Source organism: Burkholderia sp. BCC1988, assembly GCF_905339895.1.
Classification (GTDB): Bacteria; Pseudomonadota; Gammaproteobacteria; order Burkholderiales; family Burkholderiaceae; genus Burkholderia.
In genome coordinates this window covers 14,451-35,160 of record NZ_CAJPHA010000036.1, presented here as the reverse complement: position 1 = coordinate 35,160, position 20,710 = coordinate 14,451, and the positions used below count along the sequence as shown (strand labels likewise).

The 20,710-nt window shown below is 68.4% G+C and carries 18 protein-coding genes; 5 read left to right on the top strand and 13 right to left on the bottom strand.

The window, feature by feature from the left end:
* Position 1: 1 nt before the first annotated feature.
* From U4012_RS33610 to U4012_RS33595, 4 genes are read right to left on the bottom strand one after another with little or no spacing between them, the layout of a single operon-like run.
* Positions 2-1,168 carry an ABC transporter permease gene (locus U4012_RS33610; protein WP_321804047.1) on the bottom strand — a complete coding sequence of 389 codons (1,167 nt, stop codon included), beginning with the start codon at positions 1,166-1,168 and terminating at the stop codon, positions 2-4.
* A gap of 12 nt (positions 1,169-1,180) precedes the next feature.
* Positions 1,181-2,335 carry an ABC transporter permease gene (locus tag U4012_RS33605; RefSeq protein WP_124489227.1) on the bottom strand — a complete coding sequence of 385 codons (1,155 nt, stop codon included), beginning with the start codon at positions 2,333-2,335 and terminating at the stop codon, positions 1,181-1,183.
* An 18-nt stretch (positions 2,336-2,353) separates the two neighbouring features.
* Entirely contained in the window at positions 2,354-3,052 is a 699-nt protein-coding gene (locus tag U4012_RS33600; protein WP_124520499.1) for an ABC transporter ATP-binding protein, read from the bottom strand.
* Between the two features lie 10 nt (positions 3,053-3,062).
* Positions 3,063-4,268 (bottom strand): efflux RND transporter periplasmic adaptor subunit, encoded by a 1,206-nt coding sequence (locus tag U4012_RS33595; protein ID WP_321804043.1) that lies wholly within the window; start codon positions 4,266-4,268, stop codon positions 3,063-3,065.
* Positions 4,269-4,637: 369 nt separating this feature from the next.
* Here U4012_RS33595 and U4012_RS33590 point away from each other — a divergent pair, with 369 nt between their 5' ends.
* Positions 4,638-4,871, top strand: a complete 234-nt coding sequence (locus U4012_RS33590) for a hypothetical protein (protein WP_044846339.1) — start codon at positions 4,638-4,640, stop codon at positions 4,869-4,871.
* Positions 4,872-5,074: 203 nt separating this feature from the next.
* On the opposite strand, the gene U4012_RS33585 is transcribed toward U4012_RS33590, so the two are convergent.
* Positions 5,075-5,833 (bottom strand): Mut7-C RNAse domain-containing protein, encoded by a 759-nt coding sequence (locus U4012_RS33585; RefSeq protein ID WP_321804041.1) that lies wholly within the window; start codon positions 5,831-5,833, stop codon positions 5,075-5,077.
* Between the two features lie 56 nt (positions 5,834-5,889).
* On the opposite strand from U4012_RS33585, the gene U4012_RS33580 reads away from it, so the two are divergent.
* Together U4012_RS33580 and U4012_RS33575 are read left to right on the top strand one after the other, a co-directional pair.
* A complete protein-coding gene (locus U4012_RS33580; RefSeq protein ID WP_260427334.1) occupies positions 5,890-6,801 on the top strand; it encodes an NAD(P)-dependent oxidoreductase in 912 nt (303 codons plus the stop codon).
* Between the two features lie 71 nt (positions 6,802-6,872).
* Positions 6,873-7,508 carry a LysE family translocator gene (locus U4012_RS33575; protein WP_257775750.1) on the top strand — a complete coding sequence of 212 codons (636 nt, stop codon included), beginning with the start codon at positions 6,873-6,875 and terminating at the stop codon, positions 7,506-7,508.
* 81 nt (positions 7,509-7,589) lie between these two features.
* Here the strand turns inward: U4012_RS33575 and U4012_RS33570 are convergent, their stop codons facing one another.
* Positions 7,590-8,867, bottom strand: a complete 1,278-nt coding sequence (locus U4012_RS33570; protein WP_321804038.1) for an MFS transporter — start codon at positions 8,865-8,867, stop codon at positions 7,590-7,592.
* Between the two features lie 97 nt (positions 8,868-8,964).
* On the opposite strand from U4012_RS33570, the gene U4012_RS33565 reads away from it, so the two are divergent.
* Positions 8,965-9,885: a LysR family transcriptional regulator gene (locus U4012_RS33565; protein ID WP_321804036.1), complete on the top strand. Its 921-nt coding sequence runs from the start codon at positions 8,965-8,967 to the stop codon at positions 9,883-9,885.
* 200 nt (positions 9,886-10,085) lie between these two features.
* Here the strand turns inward: U4012_RS33565 and U4012_RS33560 are convergent, their stop codons facing one another.
* The 7 genes from U4012_RS33560 to U4012_RS33530 form a co-directional block, all read right to left on the bottom strand.
* Positions 10,086-10,919, bottom strand: coding sequence for an OmpW/AlkL family protein (locus U4012_RS33560; protein ID WP_044846333.1), 834 nt, complete (start codon positions 10,917-10,919; stop codon positions 10,086-10,088).
* 15 nt (positions 10,920-10,934) lie between these two features.
* Positions 10,935-12,179: a DUF2957 domain-containing protein gene (locus tag U4012_RS33555; RefSeq protein WP_044846332.1), complete on the bottom strand. Its 1,245-nt coding sequence runs from the start codon at positions 12,177-12,179 to the stop codon at positions 10,935-10,937.
* 151 nt (positions 12,180-12,330) lie between these two features.
* Positions 12,331-13,764 carry a DUF2957 domain-containing protein gene (locus tag U4012_RS33550; protein WP_124489231.1) on the bottom strand — a complete coding sequence of 478 codons (1,434 nt, stop codon included), beginning with the start codon at positions 13,762-13,764 and terminating at the stop codon, positions 12,331-12,333.
* Between the two features lie 427 nt (positions 13,765-14,191).
* Complete coding sequence (argC, locus tag U4012_RS33545) at positions 14,192-15,142, bottom strand: N-acetyl-gamma-glutamyl-phosphate reductase (RefSeq protein WP_321804031.1); 951 nt, start codon at positions 15,140-15,142, stop codon at positions 14,192-14,194.
* A gap of 187 nt (positions 15,143-15,329) precedes the next feature.
* Complete coding sequence (locus U4012_RS33540; RefSeq protein WP_044846329.1) at positions 15,330-15,902, bottom strand: flavodoxin family protein; 573 nt, start codon at positions 15,900-15,902, stop codon at positions 15,330-15,332.
* Positions 15,903-16,335: 433 nt separating this feature from the next.
* Positions 16,336-16,941 carry a YbhB/YbcL family Raf kinase inhibitor-like protein gene (locus tag U4012_RS33535; protein WP_044846328.1) on the bottom strand — a complete coding sequence of 202 codons (606 nt, stop codon included), beginning with the start codon at positions 16,939-16,941 and terminating at the stop codon, positions 16,336-16,338.
* A 238-nt stretch (positions 16,942-17,179) separates the two neighbouring features.
* On the bottom strand, positions 17,180-17,866 hold the full coding sequence (locus U4012_RS33530; RefSeq protein WP_006752465.1) for an orotate phosphoribosyltransferase: 687 nt from the start codon (positions 17,864-17,866) through the stop codon (positions 17,180-17,182).
* A gap of 473 nt (positions 17,867-18,339) precedes the next feature.
* On the opposite strand from U4012_RS33530, the gene U4012_RS33525 reads away from it, so the two are divergent.
* Positions 18,340-20,610 carry an NADP-dependent malic enzyme gene (locus U4012_RS33525; RefSeq protein ID WP_321804028.1) on the top strand — a complete coding sequence of 757 codons (2,271 nt, stop codon included), beginning with the start codon at positions 18,340-18,342 and terminating at the stop codon, positions 20,608-20,610.
* Positions 20,611-20,710: the final 100 nt, after the last annotated feature.

Genomic DNA, 20,710 nt, shown 5'->3' with positions numbered 1-20,710 from the left:
GTCACTGCGCGCGCAGCGCGTCGACGATGTTCAGCCGCGCGGCGCGCATCGCCGGCAGGAACCCGCCGACGAGCCCCATCACGAGCGAGAACAGCAGCGTCTTCACGACGATCGCGGGCGTCAGCACGAAACGGAACGACAGGTCGGAGAAAGTCTGGAAGTTGGTCGTCGAGAACGACGCGAACTCCATCAGCGACGCGCACGCGAGCCCCGCGACGCCGCCGACGAAGCCGAGCAGCAGCGCCTCCAGCAGGAACGCGGCAAGCACGTTCATGCGCTTGAAGCCGAGCGCGCGCAGCGTGCCGATCTCGGCGGTGCGGTTCGCGACCGATGCATACATCGTGATCATCGCGCCGATCATCGCAGCGATCGAGAAGATCGTCGACAGCGTGATGCCGAGGATGTTGATGAAGGTCGACAGCGCCTTCGACTGGTCGCCGTAAAACGTCTGCTCGCGCTTCGCTTCGTCGGTGAGGCGCGGGTCGACGTCGATGTCGGCCTTGAAGCGCGCGAAACCGTCGGCGCTCGGGACGCGCAGCACCATCGACGAATAGCTGGTGCGCCGGAACGACTGCATCAGCTGGTCGACGTCGCCCCAGATCTCCGAATCGAAGCCGCTGCCGCCCGCGTCGAAGATGCCGACGACGGTCCAGTCGCGCTGCGCGAAATGCAGGCGGTCGCCGAGCTGCGTGCCGCTGAAGCCTCTCGCGATCGCGCTGCCGACGACGATCTCCGACGAGCCCGGCGCGAACGTGCGGCCGGCGACCAGCTTCACGCGCGGGCGCAGCGCGAGGCCGGCCGGCGACACGCCGCGGATCACGACGTTGGACGGCTTGCCGGTCGACGTCTTCACGAGCGAGATCAGCACGACGGCCTCCTTCGACACCTGCGGCCGGCCGTCGGGGCCGAGCGCGACGGCCGGATGCATCTCGAGCGCGTTGGCCTGCTGGTGGTCGATCGCGCTCTGGATCTCGGTTTCCGCGCCCTTGCGGATCACCACGACGTTGTCGGGTTCGCCGGTCGACACGAGCGTCTGCGTGAGCCCCGCGTCGAGCATCTGCACGGTCGCGAACACGAAGATCACCAGCGCCATCCCGCCCGCGGTGAGCGCGGTGGTGAGCCGCCGGGTCCACAGGTTGCGCGCGATGTAGGTGAGCGGAATGGCCATCGATGCGCGCCTCTAGCCGATCGCCCGCAGGCCTTCGACCACGCGCACGCGTGCCGCCTGCCACGCCGGCACCAGCGCGGCCGCGAAGCCGACCGCGATCGAGCACGCGGCCTGCAGCGCCATCGTCCCGTCCGACACCCTGAACACCGGAAAGATGCCGCCCGCGGCCTGCTTGAAGAGGCTCGCGGCCGGCGGCGTCGCGAGCATCCCGAGCCCGCCGCCGACCACCGCGATCACGACCGATTCGCCGAACACGAGCAGCGCGAGAAAACCGGGGCCGAAGCCGAGCGCCTTCAGCGTCGCATATTCGGCGGTGCGTTCGCGCGCGCTCATCGCCATCGCGTTCGCCATCACGGCCATGATGATCAGGATCACCACGTACGACACGACGCGGATCGCCGCGATGATCTGGTTCGACATCGCGACGAAGCCGAGCTGGAACGCCTGTTCGGTCTCGGTCAGCGTTTCGGCGAGCGAGTTCCTGAACACCGCGTCGACGTTGCGCGCGATCGCGGCGCCGTCGTCCGGGTGCGCGACGCCGAGCACGAACACGCCGACCTGGTCGGCCTGCTTCGGCGTGCGCTTGCGCACCGTCTCGTTCAGGTAGTCCCAGTGGAACACCAGCTGGCGCGTGATCGTCGAGTCGTCGCGGCCGTCGAGAATGCCGCGCACGACGAAATCCCACGTGCCCGGATAGATCGTGCCCTTCAGCGGAATCACGTCGCCGACCTTGAAGCCGAACTGCGTCGCGAGCTGGCGCCCGACCAGGCAGCCGCGGCGGTCGCGGACGTAGTCGGCGCGCTGCTGCGCCGGGAGGATGAATTCCGGATACAGGTCGAGGTAGTTTTCCGACACCGCGAAGCTCGCGAAGAAGTTCTTCGGGTCGCGGTAGATGCCGCCGAACCAGTTCGAGCGGACCACGGCCGTCACGCCGTCGACGCCGCGGATCCGGTTCTCGTAGCTGACCGGCAGCGGGAACACGAGCGAGATCGCGTTGCGCGTGACGAGCCGGCCGCTCGACGCGGCGGCCGCGCCCGCGTACCACGCGTCGACGACGGTGTGCAGCAGCCCGAACGCCAGCACCGCGATGGTCAGCCCGAGCACGGTCAGCAGCGTGCGCAGCCGGTGCCGCAGCGCGTTGCGCGCGATCAGCTTGAACACCATCATCGTGCGCGCTCCCGTCCGTCAGACGGCGTGCCCATCGATCAACTCTCCTTTCTCCAGATGCACGAGCGACTGCGCGGCGGCAGCCGCGTGCGCATCGTGGGTCACCATGATGATCGTCTTGCCGAGCTCCGCGTTCATCCGCTGCAGCATCGCGAGCACGTCGGTGGCCGACGCGCGGTCGAGGTCGCCGGTCGGCTCGTCGGCGACGATCAGCACTGGGTCGGTGATCAACGCGCGCGCGATCGCGACGCGCTGCTGCTGGCCGCCCGACAGCTCGGACGGGTAATGGCTGGTCCGGTCGCCGAGATTCACCATGTCGAGCACCAGCTCGACGCGCTCGCGCCGTTCGCGGCGCGACAGGTGCGTGAGCATCAGCGGCAGCTCGACGTTCTCGAATGCGGTGAGCACCGGCATCAAGTTGTAGAACTGGAAGATGAAGCCGACGTTCGCCGCGCGCCATTCGGCCAGTTGCGCTTCCTCGAGCCGCGAGATGTCGAGGCCGCCCACGCGCAGCTCGCCGCTGTCGGGCCGGTCGATGCCGGCGACGAGATTGAGCAGCGTGCTCTTGCCGGAACCCGACGGCCCCATCAGCGCGACGAAGTCGCCTGCGCCGATGTCGAGCGTGATGTCGGTCAGCACCGGCACGACCTGGTTGCCGCGCCGGTACGACTTCGCGACGTGGCTGATCTCGACGAGGGGCGGCGAGGCGTCGTTCACGCGCGCCACGCTACTTCTTCGCGACGGCGACTTTCGCGCCGTCCTTCAGCTTCGCGCCCGGCGCGAGCACGACCGTGTCGCCGGGCTTCACGCCGCGGATCGCGACGAGTTCGCCGATCCGCGCGCCTCGGGTCACCGCCGTCGCACGCACCGTGTCGTCCTTCACGACGAACACGACCGGGCGGCCGTCGCGCTCGACCACCGCGCTCGCCTGCACGGCCGTCACCGGCTGCCGGTCCTGCGGCGACGCCGGCTTCGACAGGAACGCGATCTTCGCGCTCATGTCGGGCAGCACGCGCTCGTCGCGGTCGACGAAACGCACCTTCACCAGCACGGTCGCCTTCGAGCGGTCGACGGTCGGCACGATGCGCGACACGCGGCCCGCGAAGCGCATGTCGGGCAGCGCGTCGAGCTGGATCTCGCACGGCTGCTCCGCGCGGATCTTCGCGATGTTCGATTCGGCGACGTCGGCCTCGACTTCGAGCGTGTCCATGTCGGCGATCGTCACGACCGCGCCCTTGCTGTCCGACGCGGACGAGAACGGCGTGATGTTGTCGCCGACGTTCGCGTGCTTCGCGAGCACGATCCCGTCGAACGGCGCGCGGATCACCGTCTGGTCGACCGCGACCTGCGCGGCCTGCGCATTGGCTTCGGCGGACGCGATCGCGGCTTCGTCGCTGTTGACCGACGCGCGTGCCTTGTTCACGCGGGCCGTGTCGATGTCGAGCTGCGCGGCCGGCACCGCGCCCTTCGGCGCGAGCGCGGCGGTGCGGCGCAGCGCGATCTCCGCATCCTTCAGTTCTGCCCGCGCGACGCCGAGGTTCGCACGGGAGACCTGCGCCTGCGCGCGTGCCTGTGCTAGCGACGCCTGCACGTCGCGGCTTTCGAGCCGCGCGATGATCTCGTCCTTCTTCACGCGCGTGCCCTCGAGCACGCCGAGCCACTCGACGCGACCCTGGCCTTTCGACGCGACCGCCGCCTTGCGCTGCGGCACCACGTAGCCGGTCGCGTTGAGCTGGGTGTCGTTCTGGTACGGGTAGGCGGACGTGACGGAAGTCGTGTCGACCGTCGGCCGGCCGGTGAGCGCCAGCGCGGCGACGATCGCGACGATGACGAGCGCGGCGGCGACCGCGTAGCGGACCCACCGGCGCCGGCGTGGCGCGGGTGCGATCGGACGCCGGTCGATTTTCAGTTTGTCCAGATTGTGATCGGGCAATTTGGGCGCCTTGCGACGGCGGCGGTCTCGTGACCGGCCGCGTCCGGTTGGGACGGAAGGTGGCCAGTATAGCGTCGGGGCGACGGGCGCGAGAGCCGGTTTGTCGGACGATTGACGCAGGTCCCGGCGGCGCGTCGCGTGGGCGCGAAACCCGTGCCCCCCGGGGAAACCCGAACGATGCAAGCTGCATGTCAACTCGCCGCGCGGGCGATGCGTTATGGAGCCTGTGCGTCAGTATTTGCCGAGGCGGAAAGGCGAGAGCCGACCCGTCCGGCGGCGACCGGCAACCCGGCGCGACTGATGTTCCGATGCGGATGCCTCGCATCTCTTACCGGTACGTTTGACTTTTTCTCCGCTAAAGGAAGAACAATGAAGAAGACGCTCGCTTCGATCATGACCGCAGCATTCGCTCTCGCATCGGTTTCGGCATTCGCACAGGCGTCGGCGCCGGCAGCCGACACGTCGGCCGCTGCACCGGCACCGGCCAAGAAGGATCACAGCAAGCCGAAGCACCAGCTGAAGCAACACGGTTCGGCCAAGGGCAAGGCGAAGGCTGCAGCCGCTTCGGCCGCCGGCACGAACGACGCAGGCACGCAGAACTAAGCACGCTTCACCGGGCCGGCGCTGCCGGCCCCCTGTCGCGAAACCCCACACGCTTCGGCCTGCGGGGTTTTGTTTTTCTCAGGGGCGTCAGCCACGTCCGGAACGACGCAGGCGCGCAGAACTAAGCACGCTCCGCCGGGGGCGCCGCTGCCGGCCGGCCGTCGCGAAACCCCGCATGCTTCGGCCTGCGGGGTTTTGTTTTTTCAGGCGTCCGCGACGTCGAGGGCATCGGGCGGCGGCGCGCGCATCGCATCGACCACCGCGCGCATGCGCCGCCAGTGCGACCCTTCCCAGAACACGCGCCGGCACACGTCGCACGCGGCAAAGCGCCGGTGCCGCTGGCGCACGCCCGGCGGCACGCGCGGCGCGGCGTCCGCCGCATCGAGCGCGTGCAGCGGCGCGTTGCAGCGCAGGCACAGCCGGAACGGCCGCATGTGCGGCGCGAGATCGAGCCGCGCGAACAGCTCGCGCAGCTGCGCGTCCGGCTGCTGCGCATGCAGGTAGCAGCCGCGCACGACCGCGCGGCGCTTCAGCAGCTCGCGGTCGCGGGTCAGCACGATCCGGCCTTCGCGCGCGGCGAGCGCGACGAGTTCGTCGTCGCGGTAGTGGTTGTCGTAGCAGGTGTCGAAGCCGGCGAGGCGCAGCAGCTGCGCGAGGCCGCCGAGATGCGCGTCGGCGACGAAGCGCCAGCGGTCCGGTTGCGGCAGCGGCGAGGCGGCCGCCGGCCGCGCGCGCTCCGGATGGATGTCGACGCGGTCGCCGTCGCCGAGCGGCCGGTCGAGGGTGGCCGGTGCGCCGTTCACGCAGAGCCGGCCGATTTCCGTATGCGGGACGCCGAGTGCCTCGATCGCGTGCTTGACCGTCGCGTCGCGCGCAAACGCATGCGCGAACGCGCACTCGCGCTGCTCGCGCGCGAGAAACGCGTTCAGTTCGCCGTGGAAGCGGAAGGTCGCGGTCGCCATTGGCGCAGTATCGCACCGCGCACGGCCGGTCGCCGGGGGCTGCAGGCCGCCGCCATCTGTGTTTAACTCCCCGCTTCACGGGTCGAAGGAGCGGGGAAATGGATCTCGGATTTATCGGGCTGGGCGAAATGGGGCAGGCGATTGCGACGAACCTGCTGAAGGCGGGGCACGCCGTGCGGGTCTGGAACCGGTCGCGCGAGCGCGCCGAGCCGCTCGCCGCGCTGGGCGCGCAGATCGTCGCGACGCCGGCCGACGCGTTTCGCGGCGATGCCGTGTTCTCGATGCTCGCCGACGACGCGGCCGCGCGCGAAGTATTCGACGACGCGCTGCTCGCGCAGGCGCCGCGCGGCCTGATCCACGTGAACATGGCGACGGTGTCGGTCGCGCTCGCCGAGTCGCTCGCGCACGCGCATGCGTCGCGCGGCCTCGAGTACGTCGCCGCGCCCGTGATGGGGCGCCCGGACGTCGCGGCCGCCGCGCGCCTGACGATCATGGCCGGCGGCCCGGCCGAGGCGATCGACCGCGTGCAGCCGCTGTTCGACGCGATCGGCCAGAAGACCTGGCGGTTCGGCTCGCTGCCGCAGCATGCGAACGTCGCGAAGATCGCGGCGAATTTCACGCTCGCGTCGGCGATCGAGACGCTCGGCGAGGCGTCCGCGCTGCTCGGCGCGCACGGCGTCGCGATGCGCGATTTCCTCGACGTGATCACGAACAGCGTGTTCCCGGGGCCGGTCTACGCAGGCTACGGCGGGATGATCGCCGAGCGCAGCTACGAACCCGCGCGCTTCAAGGCGCGCCTCGGGCTGAAGGACGTGCGGCTCGCGCTGGAGGCCGGCGACGCGGCGTCGGTGCCGCTGCCGGTGGCGAGCGTCGTGCGCGACAGCCTGCTCGATGCGCTCGCGCACGGCGGCGGCGAACAGGACTTCGCGGTGCTCGGCGAAGTCGCGCTGCGCCGCGCGGGCCGCTGAGCCGACGCGGGACAAAAACGCCGCGCGCACGGCATAATCGACATTTCAATTCTCTTTCGGTCGGGGCGGTCATGAACCTGCATACGTGGTGGCTTTTCGTGGCGACGGTGTTCGTCGTGTCGGCGATTCCCGGTCCGAACATGCTGCTCGTGATGACGCACGGCGCGCAGCATGGGCTGCGCCGCTCGGCGTCGACGATGGCAGGCTGCCTGAGCGCGCTGGTGCTGATGCTCGCGGTGTCCGCGGCGGGGCTCGGGGCGGTGCTCGAGGCGTGGCCGGCGACGTTCGATGCGTTGCGCTTCGCGGGCGCCGCCTACCTGATCTACCTCGGCGTGAAGGCGTGGCGCGCACGCGTCGACGACGCGCCGGCCGCGGACGTCGATGCGGTTTCGCAAGGCACGTCGGCATCGCGCTGGGCGCTGTTCCGCAACGGTTTCCTGGTCGCGGGCAGCAACCCGAAGGCGATCCTGTTCGCGGCCGCGCTGCTGCCGCAGTTCATCAATGCAGCCGAGCCGACGCTGCCGCAGTTCTGCATCCTCGTCGTCACGTTCGCCGTGATCGAGGTCAGCTGGTATCTCGTCTACGCGTCGTTCGGCACGCGCATCGGCGCGACGCTGAAGAGCCAGAGCGTCGCGAAGGTGTTCAACCGGCTGACGGGCGGGATCTTCGTCGGCTTCGGCGCGATGATGGCGCTGGTCCGTCACTGATTTTGGCCAGCGCGGCCACGCGGCCCGCCGGACGCCCCGCGCCTCGTCAGAGGGCGGGGCGTTTTCATGTCCGGGCCCGCGTTACGCGCGCGGCCACGCCGCGGTGCCGCTCCGGCGCCCGCCCGACACGCCGAACGCCGCGGCCGCGCCCGCGAACGCGAAGCCGACGCCGCACACGGCGCTCCACCCGCCCCACGCCCATGCGTTGCCCGCCAGCGCCGCGCCGAGCGCGCCGCCGACGAAGAACAACCCGACGAACAGCCCGTTCAGCCGCCCGCGTGCGGCCGGGTTCAACAGGTTGATTTCCCGGCGGCCGATCGTCTGGTCGACGATCACGCCCGCGTCGAGCAGCGCCGCGCCGCCGGCGAGCAGCGCCAGCGCGACACCGCGATGCGCGTGCGCATCGAAGCCGAACCAGCCGGCGCCGGCGATGCCGAGCACGGTGAGCGCCGCGAGCATTGTCACGTGCGCGATGCGCTGCGCGGCCGGGCCGTGGCCACGATCGCCGGCGCGGCCGGCCAGCGGCGTGACGATCGCGCCGCTCGCGCCGGCGAACGCGAACAGCGCGATGCCGTGCAGGTCGAGGCCGAACGGCGGCTGCGCGAGCCGCAACCCGACGGCGGTCCAGAACGCGCTGAACGCGGCCATCGCGAGCGCGGCCGACAGCGCATGCCGGCGCAGCACCGCTTCGTCGGCCAGCAGCCGGCCCATCGACGCGAGCAGCGCGCGATAGCCGGCCGCAGCCGGCGGCACACGCGGCGGCAAGCGCAGCGCGAGCACTGCCGCAATCGCCGCGTTCGCGAGCGCGGCCAGCGCGTAGAACGCGCGCCAGCCGGCCGTGCCCGCGATCAGGCTGGCGAGCGGCCGTGACAGCAGGATGCCGAGCATCAGCCCGCTCATCACGTTGCCGACCGCGCGGCCGCGCTGCGCTTCGGGCGCCATCGACGCGGCCATCGGCACCAGCATCTGGATCACGCTCGACGCGGCGCCGGCGGCCAGCGTCGCGAGCAGGAAGACGGTGCCGGACCGCGTGAACGCCGGCAACGCGAGCGCGGCCGCACATGTGACGAGCGTCGCGACGATCAGCCGGCGGTTCTCGAACAGGTCGACGAGCGGCACGAGCAGCACGAGGCCGGCTGCGTAGCCGAGTTGCGGCAGCATCGCGACGAGGCCCGCGAGACCGGGCGGCAGGTGCAGGTCGGCGCTGATCGGGCCCGTCAACGGCTGCGCGGCGAACAGGTCCATCACGATCACGCCGACCGTCGCGGCGAAGAAGAGCGTCATGCCCGTGCTCAGCACGGGCGGTGCACCGCGCGCGGCGCGGCCGGGGGCGGGGCAGGAGTCGGCAGGGCAGTTCATCGGAAGCCTGGAGCGTCGAGCGAAGGAATCCCCATCGTAGGTGCCGGATGTTTATGCGACAATTGAAATATGTCTAACATGATTATGCGAGTTTGCTTTGAATACGCGTGATCTCCAGGCGTTCGTCGCGGTGGTCGACAGCGGGTCGATGGTCGCGGCCGCGGCGAAGCTCCATCTGACGCAGCCGGGCCTCACGCGACGCGTGCAGAACCTCGAGACGCTCCTGGGCATGCCGCTGCTCGAGCGGCAGAGCAAGCCGCTGAAGCCGACCGCCGCCGGGCGCGACGTCTATGCGCTCGCGCGCAACGTGCTGGGTGCGGTCGACGCATTGATGGCGGCCGGCGCGCCCGACAGCGAGCCGTCGGGCGAACTGCGCATCGGCGTGCCGCCGTTCCTGTCCGAGCTGGCGCTCGAGCGGCCGATCGACCGGCTGCGCGACGCGTTTCCGCGGCTGACGCTGCGCGTGACGGCCGGCTGGTCGCCGGCGCTCGTGCAGGGCATCGAGCGCGGCACGCTCGATGTCGCGGCGGTCATGGTGCCGGCCAGCGCGGCGTTGCCCGACACGCTGACGGCCACGCCGCTCGGCACGCAGCCGACGGTGCTGGTCGCCGCGCGCGATTTCCCGCTGCCGGCCGGCCCGCTGTCGCTCGACGTGCTGTCGGGTTTTCCGTGGGTGCTGAGCCAGGACGGCTGCGGGATGCGTTCGGCGCTGAGCCGTGCGCTCGGCGCCGCGGGGCTGCCGTTCGACGTCGCGGTCGAGGCGTTCGGCTCCAAGCTGCAGCTGTCGCTCGTCGCGCGCGGTGCCGGCATCGGGATTGCGTCGCCGAACGCACTGGCGCGCAGCAAGCATCGCGATGCGCTGAGGGTGGTGGAAACGGCGGGGCTGGAAACGCGGATCAACGTGTGGATCGTGCACGGCGCGCTGCCGGGCCGCCTGACGCGGCCGGTCGCGCTGCTGCGCGACACGCTGGGCGAGGTGCTCGACCGGGAGAACGGGAGGGGGTCGGATTCGAACTAGCGATCTAGAGTGCGCATTCGAGGGAAAATCCTTATTTTCTCTACGGAAATGTTGCAATGCGGAAACTGATTCGCTATAGTTACACCTGTCTCCTCCATGTCTCCTCTGATATGGATTCAGCCCGCCTCTTAGGCGGGCTTTTTTTTGCCCGCGTTTTTTGCGCGGGCCGTCCATTCATTCTCCGTCCTCCATCGCCGGCATCAGAACTTGTAGGTCATCCCGACGTAGCTGATGATCGGGTCGGCCTTCAGGTCCGATTTCGACTCGGAGAGCACCGTGCCGTCGGCCGCCTTGATCGTCACCGTCGACGTCGTCTTCAGCGGGATGTAGGTCACCGACGCGACCAGCCCGAAATGCTCGGTCATGTTGTACTGCAGGCCCGCGTTGAATACCGGCTGCCATGACGACGACGCCTTCGCTTCAACCGATGTCGTACCCGGCTTGCCCGCGCCCGCGGCGAGAATCGCGCCGAGGTTGTCCTGCGTCTGCTTGATGAAGTTCGTGTTGAGTTGCAGGTCGCTGAACCAGTTGTACGAAACGCCGAGGCCAAGGAACGGCCGGAACTTCGCGGTCGCCGCCCCGAAGTAGTACTGCAGGATCGCCGCCGGGCTCCACTGCCGCACGCTCTTCACGATCGGGTTCACCGAGGCGAGGCCGATGTTCTGCGTGCCGAGCGCGCCGGCCGGGCCGGGCGGCTTGATCGTGCCTTGACCCGACACCTTGAACACCGGCGGCACGCCCGCCACCGACGTGACCGCGATGTGGTCGGTCAGGAAGTGGCTGACCGTCAGGCCGACCGTGTCGGCGCCGCTCGTACGCAGCCCGGTGCCCGGCGACGTGAACGACGGCGGCAGCCGCAGCGGTGTGTTGATCGGCGTCGGCGCGACGTTGGTCGTCATCGGCGTGCTGCTCTGCTGAGGCATCACGTGGAACCAGCCCAGCGTGACGACGTTGCTGCCGGCGCTCTGCGCGTGCGCCGCGAGCGGCGCCAGGGCGGCGGCGCCGGCCGCCGCGCAGAGAAGGGTCTTCTTCATCACGGCTTCCTCCGCTTACTGGACGAACGCGCCGATCGTGAAATACGGCGTCGAACCCGCGTTGTCGAGGAAACCGAACACGCCACCCGTGAAGATGAACTTCCCGGTCGGCGACGTGCTGCCCGAACCCGTGTGGATCGTCGTGACCGTGCCCGGCACCTTCTGCGTGTAGTCCAGGTCGAGCGGGGTCGCGAGCGAGGCCTGCGACGGCTGGAACGGATCGAGCAGCGTGGCCTGGTTGTTGATCAGCGCGGTGGTCCGGTAGTCGAACTGGCTGTCGACGCCGATGTATTCGCCGTTTTGCGACCCGGCCGCGATCGCGGTCTGCGGCGCGAGGATCGAGATGCTCGATTCGTCGTCGGCGGTCAGGCCCGGCACACCGTTGCTGTCGGGCGTCGGGTTCGGGTTCGCGACACCCGTGCGCACGAGGATCGGCACCAGCTGGTTGCGCAGTTTGCCGACGATCATGAAGCCCTTGCCTTGCGGCGTCGCCGACAGCGTCGGGCTCAGCTGGCTCCGGTAGTTGTTGCTCTGGAACGCGCCGCTGCCGTCGGCCGACTGCACGAAGTTCGTGCCCTGCTGCATGCACGCGCCGCCGGCGAACTGGCCGGTCGTGTCGCACTTGGTCCACGTGCCGTCCGCGTTGATCGTCACCTTCGCATCGATCGATGCCGGCGCGAATTTCTGCGACGGCACTTCGCCGAAGCCGATGTGGCTGTACGTGCCCGCGACCTTCGTGATGTCGGTTTCGATCGACGAGAAGCCGATGAACGGGTAGTACGGGAATTTCGTGTCGGGCACCGCGGCCTGGCCGAGCACGCCGTCGAACTGGATCTCCTTGCCGGGAATCGTGCCGCCCGCGACACCGAAGCCGACGAAGATGCGCGCCGGACGCGACGCGTCGAGGCTCGCGCCGTTCAGGCGGAATGCGCACTGGTTCAGCTTGTTGGTCGGCAGCATCGTTTCCTGCGTGAGCGTGCCGCTGTCGACGGTGCCCGCGCGGGTCGGCGTGACGGTGCCGGTCTTTTGCGGCACCGGCGATTCGACATAGGTGACCTGCCAGGTCATCTTGGTCGTGTCGAGCTGGACCTTGGCCAGTTCGCCGCTGCCCGCGCCGCCGGTGTACACGGTGTTGTAGTCGAGCGTGGCGGGGCAGAGCCGGTCTTCGACGAGCGGGGGCGGGTTATCGCCGCCGCCACCGCCGCATGCGGAAAGAAGGGGGGCGGCAAGGGCCGCCGCGAGAACGAGGTTGCGCTTCATGTTGCTCCTCCAGATTTGTCTTGTCGGGCGGCCGGCTCCCTGTCGGCCGCTTCTGTTGCTTGTGCTCGTGCTGCTGCGCCGTGCCGGGCGCCGTCGTTGCGTGCCTTCCCTGCATCCCGCGGCGGCGCACCGGCCGCCGCGTCCTCGATCGCTACTTGCTGATCTGTGCGCCCACGCCGAAGTACGGTGTCGACGACGTGCTCGAGTTCGCCGACGTCGACGTGACGCCGCCGTTCACCGTGCCCTGGATCAGCGCCGCGTACAGGCCGCCCGTCGCGATTACCACGCCCGATGCGGACGGATAGGTCGCACCGTTCGCCGGCGTCGTCGTCGTGTTCAGCAGGCCCGGCGTTCCCTGACCGTAGTCGAGCGTGAAGGCGTCTTCCTCGGCCTGCGTGGTCGGGTTGATGAACGACGCGTTGCTACCGCGGATCAGTGCCGCCGTGTACTTGAAGTTCGAATCCGCGCCCGCGTAGCCGCCGTCGATCGCGCCCGACTGGATCGCCGTTGCCTTGCCGAGCACCGCGATGCCCGATTCGTCGTCGACCTTGGCGTCGGTGTGCAGCGCGAGGTCGGTGCCCAGATACACGTAGCCGGTGCGGACCACCACCGGCACGGTCGCGCCGTTGAGCTGACCGATCACCATGTGCGCGGTCGCCGACTTGCCGGTCGTGCCGACGATCGGCAGCGCCGTCTGCGGCAGGATCTGCGGTGCCTTCGTGCTGTCGAGGTAGCCGCCGTTCGCGGTGTTGACGGTCCACGGATCGCCGGTCGTCTGGCAGCCCCCCGCACTCGTCGACGTGCACGCGCCGTTCGCATCGAACGTCTCGCTCGAATTCGTGCCCTTCGTCGCGTAGTTGCCCGACGGCACGAGGTGGTAGAGCAGCGCGTTGTAGGTGCCCGGCAGCTTCGTGAGGTCGGTCGTCGTGTTCGCGAAGCCGAGGAACGGGTAGAAGTCGAAGTGGCGGTTCGGCACCTGGCCGACGTTCTTGTAGATCGGGACGCCGGCGACGGTGATCGTCAGCCCGTCGTACTGCACCGTCGCGCCGGGGATGCCGCCGCCCGCGACGCCCATGCCGACCAGCAGCATCGGCGGGTTCGCCTGGTTGAAGTCGGCGGCCGTCGAATAGGTCGAGCCGTTCGGTGCCTTCCCCGAACCCGGCGTGAAGACGAACGCGCAGCGCGTCTGCTCCGCGGTCGGCAGCGCGCCGGTCGGCGGGTGGATGACCTTGCCGGTGATCGTGGTGCCGGCGCGGCTCGGCGTGACCGTGCCGGTCGCGAGCGGAATCGGCGATTCGAGCCACTTGAGCGTGTACGTCATCGCGACCGCGTCGATGTTGACGCTGACGATCTCGCCGCTGCCGGCGCCGCCGAGGTAGGTGCTCTTCACGATGTCGGCATCGGCCGGGCACAGCGCGCCGTTGACGGGCTGCGACGGCGGCGGCCCTTGCGTGCCGCAGCTCGATCCGGAACATTGAGGGGCCTCGATCGGCGCGGGCGAGCCGCCGTCTCCTCCCCCACAGGCAATCAGGAAAGGGGCGATGGCAAAGGCCGTTGCCACCCCCTTTGATAAGGCGTGCGACATGCCGCTGTCTCCAATCGTTTAATTGTGCGAGCTAATGTCGCTGCCAGGATTTTTGCTGTCAATTGATGAACTCGTCTAAAAAAGACGATTGAAACAACGCGCGCGCGATGAATCCTTGCGGGATAGCGCTTTCAGTAAGAATTAAAACGCGCGGAGGGCGCTGGAGTGCTGCCGGAGTGGGGCGGCTGCCACGCATGGACGGCGCTCGAGGCCTTCACGCGTATAACGGCAGCGTTTAAAGCGGCGATATCCGGTTTATCCCTATTCGGGATTGACTGGAGAAAGGGGTAAATTAATTTGCCGGCAATTACGCAACGGAAAGCTTGTAAATATTTGTAAATGCGTGATCCGGATTTTTGATTTATTGCTTGATGCGGGCAAATAAAAAGCCGGCCAGCGGCCGGCTTTGCATCGCATGCAAGTTGAATCAGCGCTTGAGGCCTGCATCCTCGGCGGCGCCGATGTTGAGGTTCATGCACTGGATCGCGGCGCCCGATGCGCCCTTGCCCAGGTTGTCGAGGCGCGCGACCGTGACGAAGCGCTCCTCGTTGCCGAACACGAACAGGTCGACGCGGTTCGTGTCGTTGTTCGCCTGCACGTCGAAGAAGCCGCTGTCGAGATTCGCATCCGCGTTGAACGGCGCGACGCGCACGAACGGCTCGTCCGCGTAGTACTCGGCGAACACGCGCTGCACGTCCTGCGGCGTCGCGCGCTTCGCGAGCTGTTCGGGCGAGAAGTAGGTCGTCACGGCCAGGCCTTTCAGGAACGGCCCGACGATCGGCGTGAAGATCGGCGCGTGCGCGAGGCCCGTGTGCGCGGCCATTTCCGGCAGGTGCTTGTGCGCCAGCGCGAGCGCGTACGGACGCGGGCTCGCGAGCTTGCCGCCCGGCGCTGCGTTTTCGTATTCGGCGATCATCGACTTGCCGCCGCCGCTGTAGCCGGTGATCGAGTAGCTGTGCGCGGAGAAGGTCGGCGCGACGATGCCGGCATCCACGAGCGGACGCATCGCGAGCACGAAGGCCGACGCGTGGCAGCCCGGTACGGCGATGCGTTTCGACGTGCGAATCTTCTCGCGCTGCGCGCGGGTCAGTTCCGGCAGGCCGTATGCCCAGTCGGCGCTCGTGCGGAACGCGGTGCTCGCGTCGATCAGCGTCGTGTTCGGGTTCTCGACCAGCGATGCCGATTCGCGCGATGCGACGTCCGGCAGGCACAGGAACGTGACGTCCGATGCATTGATCAGGCGGCGGCGCTCGTCGACGTCCTTGCGCTTCGCTTCATCGATGCGCAGGATCTCGATGTCGCTGCGCGCCGACAGGTATTCGAAGATCTTGAGGCCGGTCGTACCTTCCTGGCCGTCGACAAAAACTTTGGTGCTCATTTCGCTCTCACTGAATGAAACGGGAGCCGCGGCGCCCTGAAACCGCCATTTTAAGACGTCATCCGGCGGGCCTGCACCGCACGGGGCGAAAAAAAGACGGCCCGCGGGCCGTCTTGTGTCCCTGTCACGCGCCTGCGCCGCGTTGCCGTGTCACCGGCGGCGCGAGCGCTCGCGCGTGCCGCCGCGTTCAGCGGCCGCCGGCCAGCCAGCGGGCGGTCGCTTCGGCGACGCGCCGCCCGAACGCCTTCGCGGTCTCGAGGTCGCCGGGCAGCGGGCCCTCGTCGGGCGTCGCGTCCGCCGGCGACTGTGCGAGCAGGCCCGTGAAGCCGCCGACGTAGTTGATGTCGTTGCGGGTGGCCGCCTTCGAGTTGGCCGGCATCATGCCCGTGCCGACCCACACCATCCCATGTTGCATCGCCAGCGTGACGAAATACTGAATCGTCGAGAACTTGTCGCCGTTCATCGTCGCGGAGTTCGTGAAGCCCGCGGCGATCTTGTCCTTCCATTTCTGCGTGAACCACGGTTTCGACGTGGCATCGGCGAACTGCTTGAACTGCGCGGACGGGCCGCCCATGTAGGTCGGCGCGCCGAAGACGATCGCGTCCGCCGCATCGAGCGCGGCCCAGCCCGCGTCGTCGAGCTCGCCGACGGCGATCAGGCGTGCGGTGGCGCCGGCGTCCTGCGCGCCTGCATGGACGGCGTCGGCCAGTTTCTGCGTGTGACCGTAGCCGCTGTGATAGACGATGACGATGTTCGACATGAAGCGTTCTCCGGAAGGGGACGAAACGGCGGGCACCGCGGCCAGCCGCGTCACGCGCCGCGGTCGGGCGGCGCGACGGATGCGCGGCGGGATGCCGCGACCGGTGCCGCCGAGTCTAGCAAGCCGAAATGACTGGAGAAAAGCGCGCGGGCGGCGCACAGAAATTCGCAGGCGCGGACAATCGCGACCGGCGACCGGCGACCGGCGACCGGCGACCGGCGACCGGCGACCGGCGACCGGCGACCGGCGACCGGCGACCGGCGACCGGCAACCGGCAACCGGCAACCGGCAACCGGCAACCGGCAACCGGAGACCGGCGACCGGAGATCGGCAATCGGCAATCGGCAATCGGCAATCGGCGACGGGCGACGGGCGACGGGCGACGGGCGGTCGGCGATACACGCCACACGCCTCACGGCGGACACGCGAGCGCTTACTGCCCGTAAGTGACCGTGAGCTGTGCGGTGCCGATCGTCAGCGTGCCGATCTCGTGCTCGAACATCGGGGCGGGGCGTCCTTGCCCGATGCGCAGGTCCGTGCCCTTCAGCGCGTAGACGGTGATCACGTAGCGGTGCGGCTTGCCGGGCGGCGGGCACGGGCCGCCGTAGCCGTCGATCCCGAAGTCGTTGCGTGCCTCGCTCGCACCGATGCGACGCAGGAAGCCCGACGCGCTCGCGTCGGCCGGCAGGCTCGTGACGCTCGCCGGGATGCCGGCGACGGCCCAGTGCCACCAGCCGTGCCCCGGTGCATCGGGATCGAAGATCGTGATCGCGTAGCCGCGCGTGCCGGGCGGCGGGTTGCGCCACCTGAGCTGCGGCGAACGGTTGTCGCCCTTGCAGTCGCCGCGGTCGAACACGTTCGCGGCGCCGACGCGCCCGCCGGGCGTCAGCTCGTCGCTCGACACGGTGAACGGGCCTTCCGCGCGCGCGGGCAGGGTGGTAAACGCGGCGCACGCGGCGGCGGCGCAGAGCAGGACGGCGATGAACGGAGACGAACGACCCGGGGACGCAGGCGAAGTGATCCGGCGATCCACACGCATATGGCGCTTCTCCCGTCACGTGGGCCGGGCCGATGCTCCCGGCATTGTTGGCGTTGTGCGTTGCCCGCGCAGCTGATGGCGACGATGGATCAAGTCTAGCATTAGGGTTCGATGAGCGATGCATGCCGCGGCCCGCGATTCGGGCGGCCGCGATGCCGATCGACGGACGAAAAAAAACCGCTCGCGGCCAGGCGAGCGGTTTTTTCAGCCAGGGTGCCGGCTGCGTGCCGGCCCGGCGTTACTCCTTCGGGGCCGTCGCGCCGCCGTGCGCGGCCGACCACTCGGCCGGCGCGTGCAGGAACTTCTCGACTTCGTCGAGCGTCTTGGTCTCGAAGTAGCCCGACGCCTTCGCGACGCGCAGCACGTCCCACCAGGTCGCCAGCGCGTGCAGGTCGACGTCGATGTCCTTCAGGACCGACACGCTTTCCTTGAAGATGTTGTAGTGGAACAGCACGAAGCAGTGGTTCACCGTCGCGCCCGCGGTGCGCAGCGCGTTGACGAAGTTGATCTTGCTGCGGCTGTCGGTCGTCAGGTCTTCCACCAGCAGCACGCGCGAGCCTTCTTCCAGATGACCCTCGATCTGCGCGTTGCGGCCGAAGCCCTTCGGTTTCTTGCGCACGTACTGCATCGGCACCATCATGCGGTCCGCGAGCCATGCCGCGAACGGGATGCCGGCCGTCTCGCCGCCTGCCACCGAGTCGATCTGCTCGAAGCCGACGTCGCGCATGATCGTCGTTTCCGCCATTTCCATCAGCGCACGACGCACGCGCGGATACGAGATCAGCTTGCGGCAGTCGATGTAGACGGGGCTTGCCCAGCCGGACGTGAAGATGAACGGTTTTTCGGCGTTGAAGTGCACCGCCTGCACTTCGAGCAGGATTTTGGCGGTCGTATCCGAGATCGACTGACGATCGTAGCCTGTCATGGGCATTCCTTGGGTGATGAGCGAAGAGCGGGCGCGGGCCCGGTGGCGCAGCAAGGGGAACCTGCCCGAGGGGCCGGGGTGCGATCGACGGACCCATCGGGCCAACAATCGCATCGCTGCGCGCGTAGCCCGCTATTTTACCCGATTCAGGCCGGTTTTCGGCGGAATTCGCGCAGGTTCGACGTGCGGCTCGCCACCGGTGAAACAAACGGGGCACGACCAGCCCGATGCTGATGGCGAGGATGCCGCGCTGCACCAACAGGCGGCATTTAGGGGGTGTACACTAGGCGACCCTTAGAAATCGTTCAGTACTTTGTACTTTTCTCTTGCCACCCGCCAAGGTTCGATGGCGTGCCGACCCGGCGCGTCGCGTGCCGTCTCGCAGTCGACCACCCCCTCGATTCAAGCAGACGCGGCCCAAGGTGCTGTGTACTGAACCGTCAAAAATTTCGCATGTCTCTCGCAGGTCAATCATGGACGAACAACTGAAGCAGGCCGCTCTCGCTTATCACCTTAACCCGAAACCCGGCAAGATTTCGGTCACCCCGACCAAGCCGCTGTCGAACCAGCTCGATCTGTCGCTCGCGTATTCGCCGGGCGTCGCCGCGGCGTGCGAGGCGATCCACGCCGATCCGCTCGACGCGCAGAAGTACACGTCGCGCGGCAACCTCGTCGGCGTCATCACGAACGGCACGGCGGTGCTGGGCCTCGGCAACATCGGCCCGCTGGCCGCGAAGCCGGTGATGGAAGGCAAGGGCTGCCTGTTCAAGAAGTTCGCGGGCATCGACGTGTTCGACATCGAACTGTCCGAGTCCGACCCCGACAAGCTCGTCGAGGCGATCGCGATGCTCGAGCCGACGCTCGGCGGCATCAACCTCGAGGACATCAAGGCGCCGGAATGCTTCTACATCGAGCAGAAGCTGCGCGAGCGCATGAAGATCCCCGTCTTCCACGACGACCAGCACGGCACCGCGATCATCGCGTCGGCCGCGATCCTGAACGGCCTGAAGGTCGTCGGCAAGAAGCTGTCCGAAGTGAAGCTCGTGTGTTCCGGCGCGGGCGCGGCAGCGATCGCTTGTCTGGACCTGCTGGTGAACCTGGGTCTCACGAAGTCGAACATCCTCGTCGCCGATTCGAAGGGCGTGATCTACGAAGGGCGCGGCAACCTCGACCCGTCGAAGCAGCGCTATGCGGCGACCACCGACGCGCGCACGCTCGCCGACGCGATCGTCGGCGCGGACGTGTTCCTCGGCTGCTCGAGCGCGGGCGTGCTGAAGCAGGACATGGTCAAGACGATGGGCGAGCGCCCGCTGATCCTGGCGCTCGCGAACCCGGAGCCGGAAATTCGCCCGGAAGACGCGAAGGCCGTGCGCCCCGACGCGATCGTCGCGACCGGCCGTTCGGACTACCCGAACCAGGTCAACAACGTGCTGTGCTTCCCGTTCATCTTCCGCGGCGCGCTCGACGTCGGCGCGACGACGATCACGGAAGAAATGAAGCTCGCGTGCGTGCGCGCGATCGCCGAGCTGGCGCAGGAAACCGACCAGAGCGAGGAAGTCGCGAAGGCGTATGAAGGCCACTCGCTCGAGTTCGGGCCGGACTACCTGATTCCGAAGCCGTTCGATCCGCGCCTGATCATCAAGATCGCGCCGGCCGTCGCGCAAGCCGCGATGGATTCGGGCGTCGCCACGCGTCCGATCCAGGACATGGACGCATACCGCGAGCAACTCGGCGCGACCGTCTACCGCACCGGCATGGTGATGCGCCCGGTGTTCGCGACCGCGAAGACGAAGCAGGCGCGCATCGTGTTCGCCGAGGGCGAGGACGAGCGCGTGCTGCGCGCCGCGCAGTTTGTGCTGCAGGAAAAGATCGCGAAGCCGATCATCGTCGGCCGTCCGTCGGTCGTCGAGATGCGCTTGCAGAAGATCGGCTCGAAGCTGAAGGCCGGCGTCGACTTCGAGATCGTGAATCCGGAAGACGACACGCGCTACCACCGCTACTGGCAGGCGTACCACGAGATCGGCGCGCGTGACGGCGTCACGCCGGAAGTCGCGAAGGCCGCGCTGCGCAAGTTCAACACGCTGATCGGCGCGATGCTCGTGCACCTGGGCGACGCGGACGGCATGATCTGCGGGATGATCGACACGTACCACACGCACCTGAAGTTCATCGAGCAGGTGCTGGGCCGTGCGCAGGGCGCCGAGCACTACGCGGCAATGAACCTGCTGATGCTGCCGGGCCGCAACCTGTTCCTGTGCGACACGTACGTGAACGAAGTGCCGAGCGCAGAACAGCTCGCCGACATGACGATCCAGGCGGCCGCCGAGATCGAGCGTTTCGGCATCGCGCCGAAGGCCGCGCTGCTGTCGAACTCGAACTTCGGCAGCGCGCCGTCGGCATCGTCGCGCCGCATGGCCGAGGCCCGCAAGCTGATCAGCGAGCGTGCGCCGAACCTCGAAGTCGACGGCGAAATGCACGGTGACGCGGCGCTGTCGGAAGCGGTCCGCAAGGCCGCGTTCCCGGGCACGACGCTGTCGGGCGAAGCGAACCTGCTGATCATGCCGAACGTCGAAGCGGCGAACATCGCGTACAACCTGCTGAAGATGGTCGGCGGCGAAGGCGTGACGGTCGGCCCATTCCTGCTCGGCGCCGCGAAGCCGGTCCACATCCTGACGCCGGCCGCGACCGTGCGCCGGATCATCAACATGACGGCAGTGGCCGCCGCGAACGCGAACACGAAGTAAGTTCGCGCCCGCGTGCGCCGCGCGTCATGCGCGGCGCAATGAAAAACGCCACGGAACCTGCGTTCCGTGGCGTTTTTTTTATGCACTGCCGTGGGCGAGG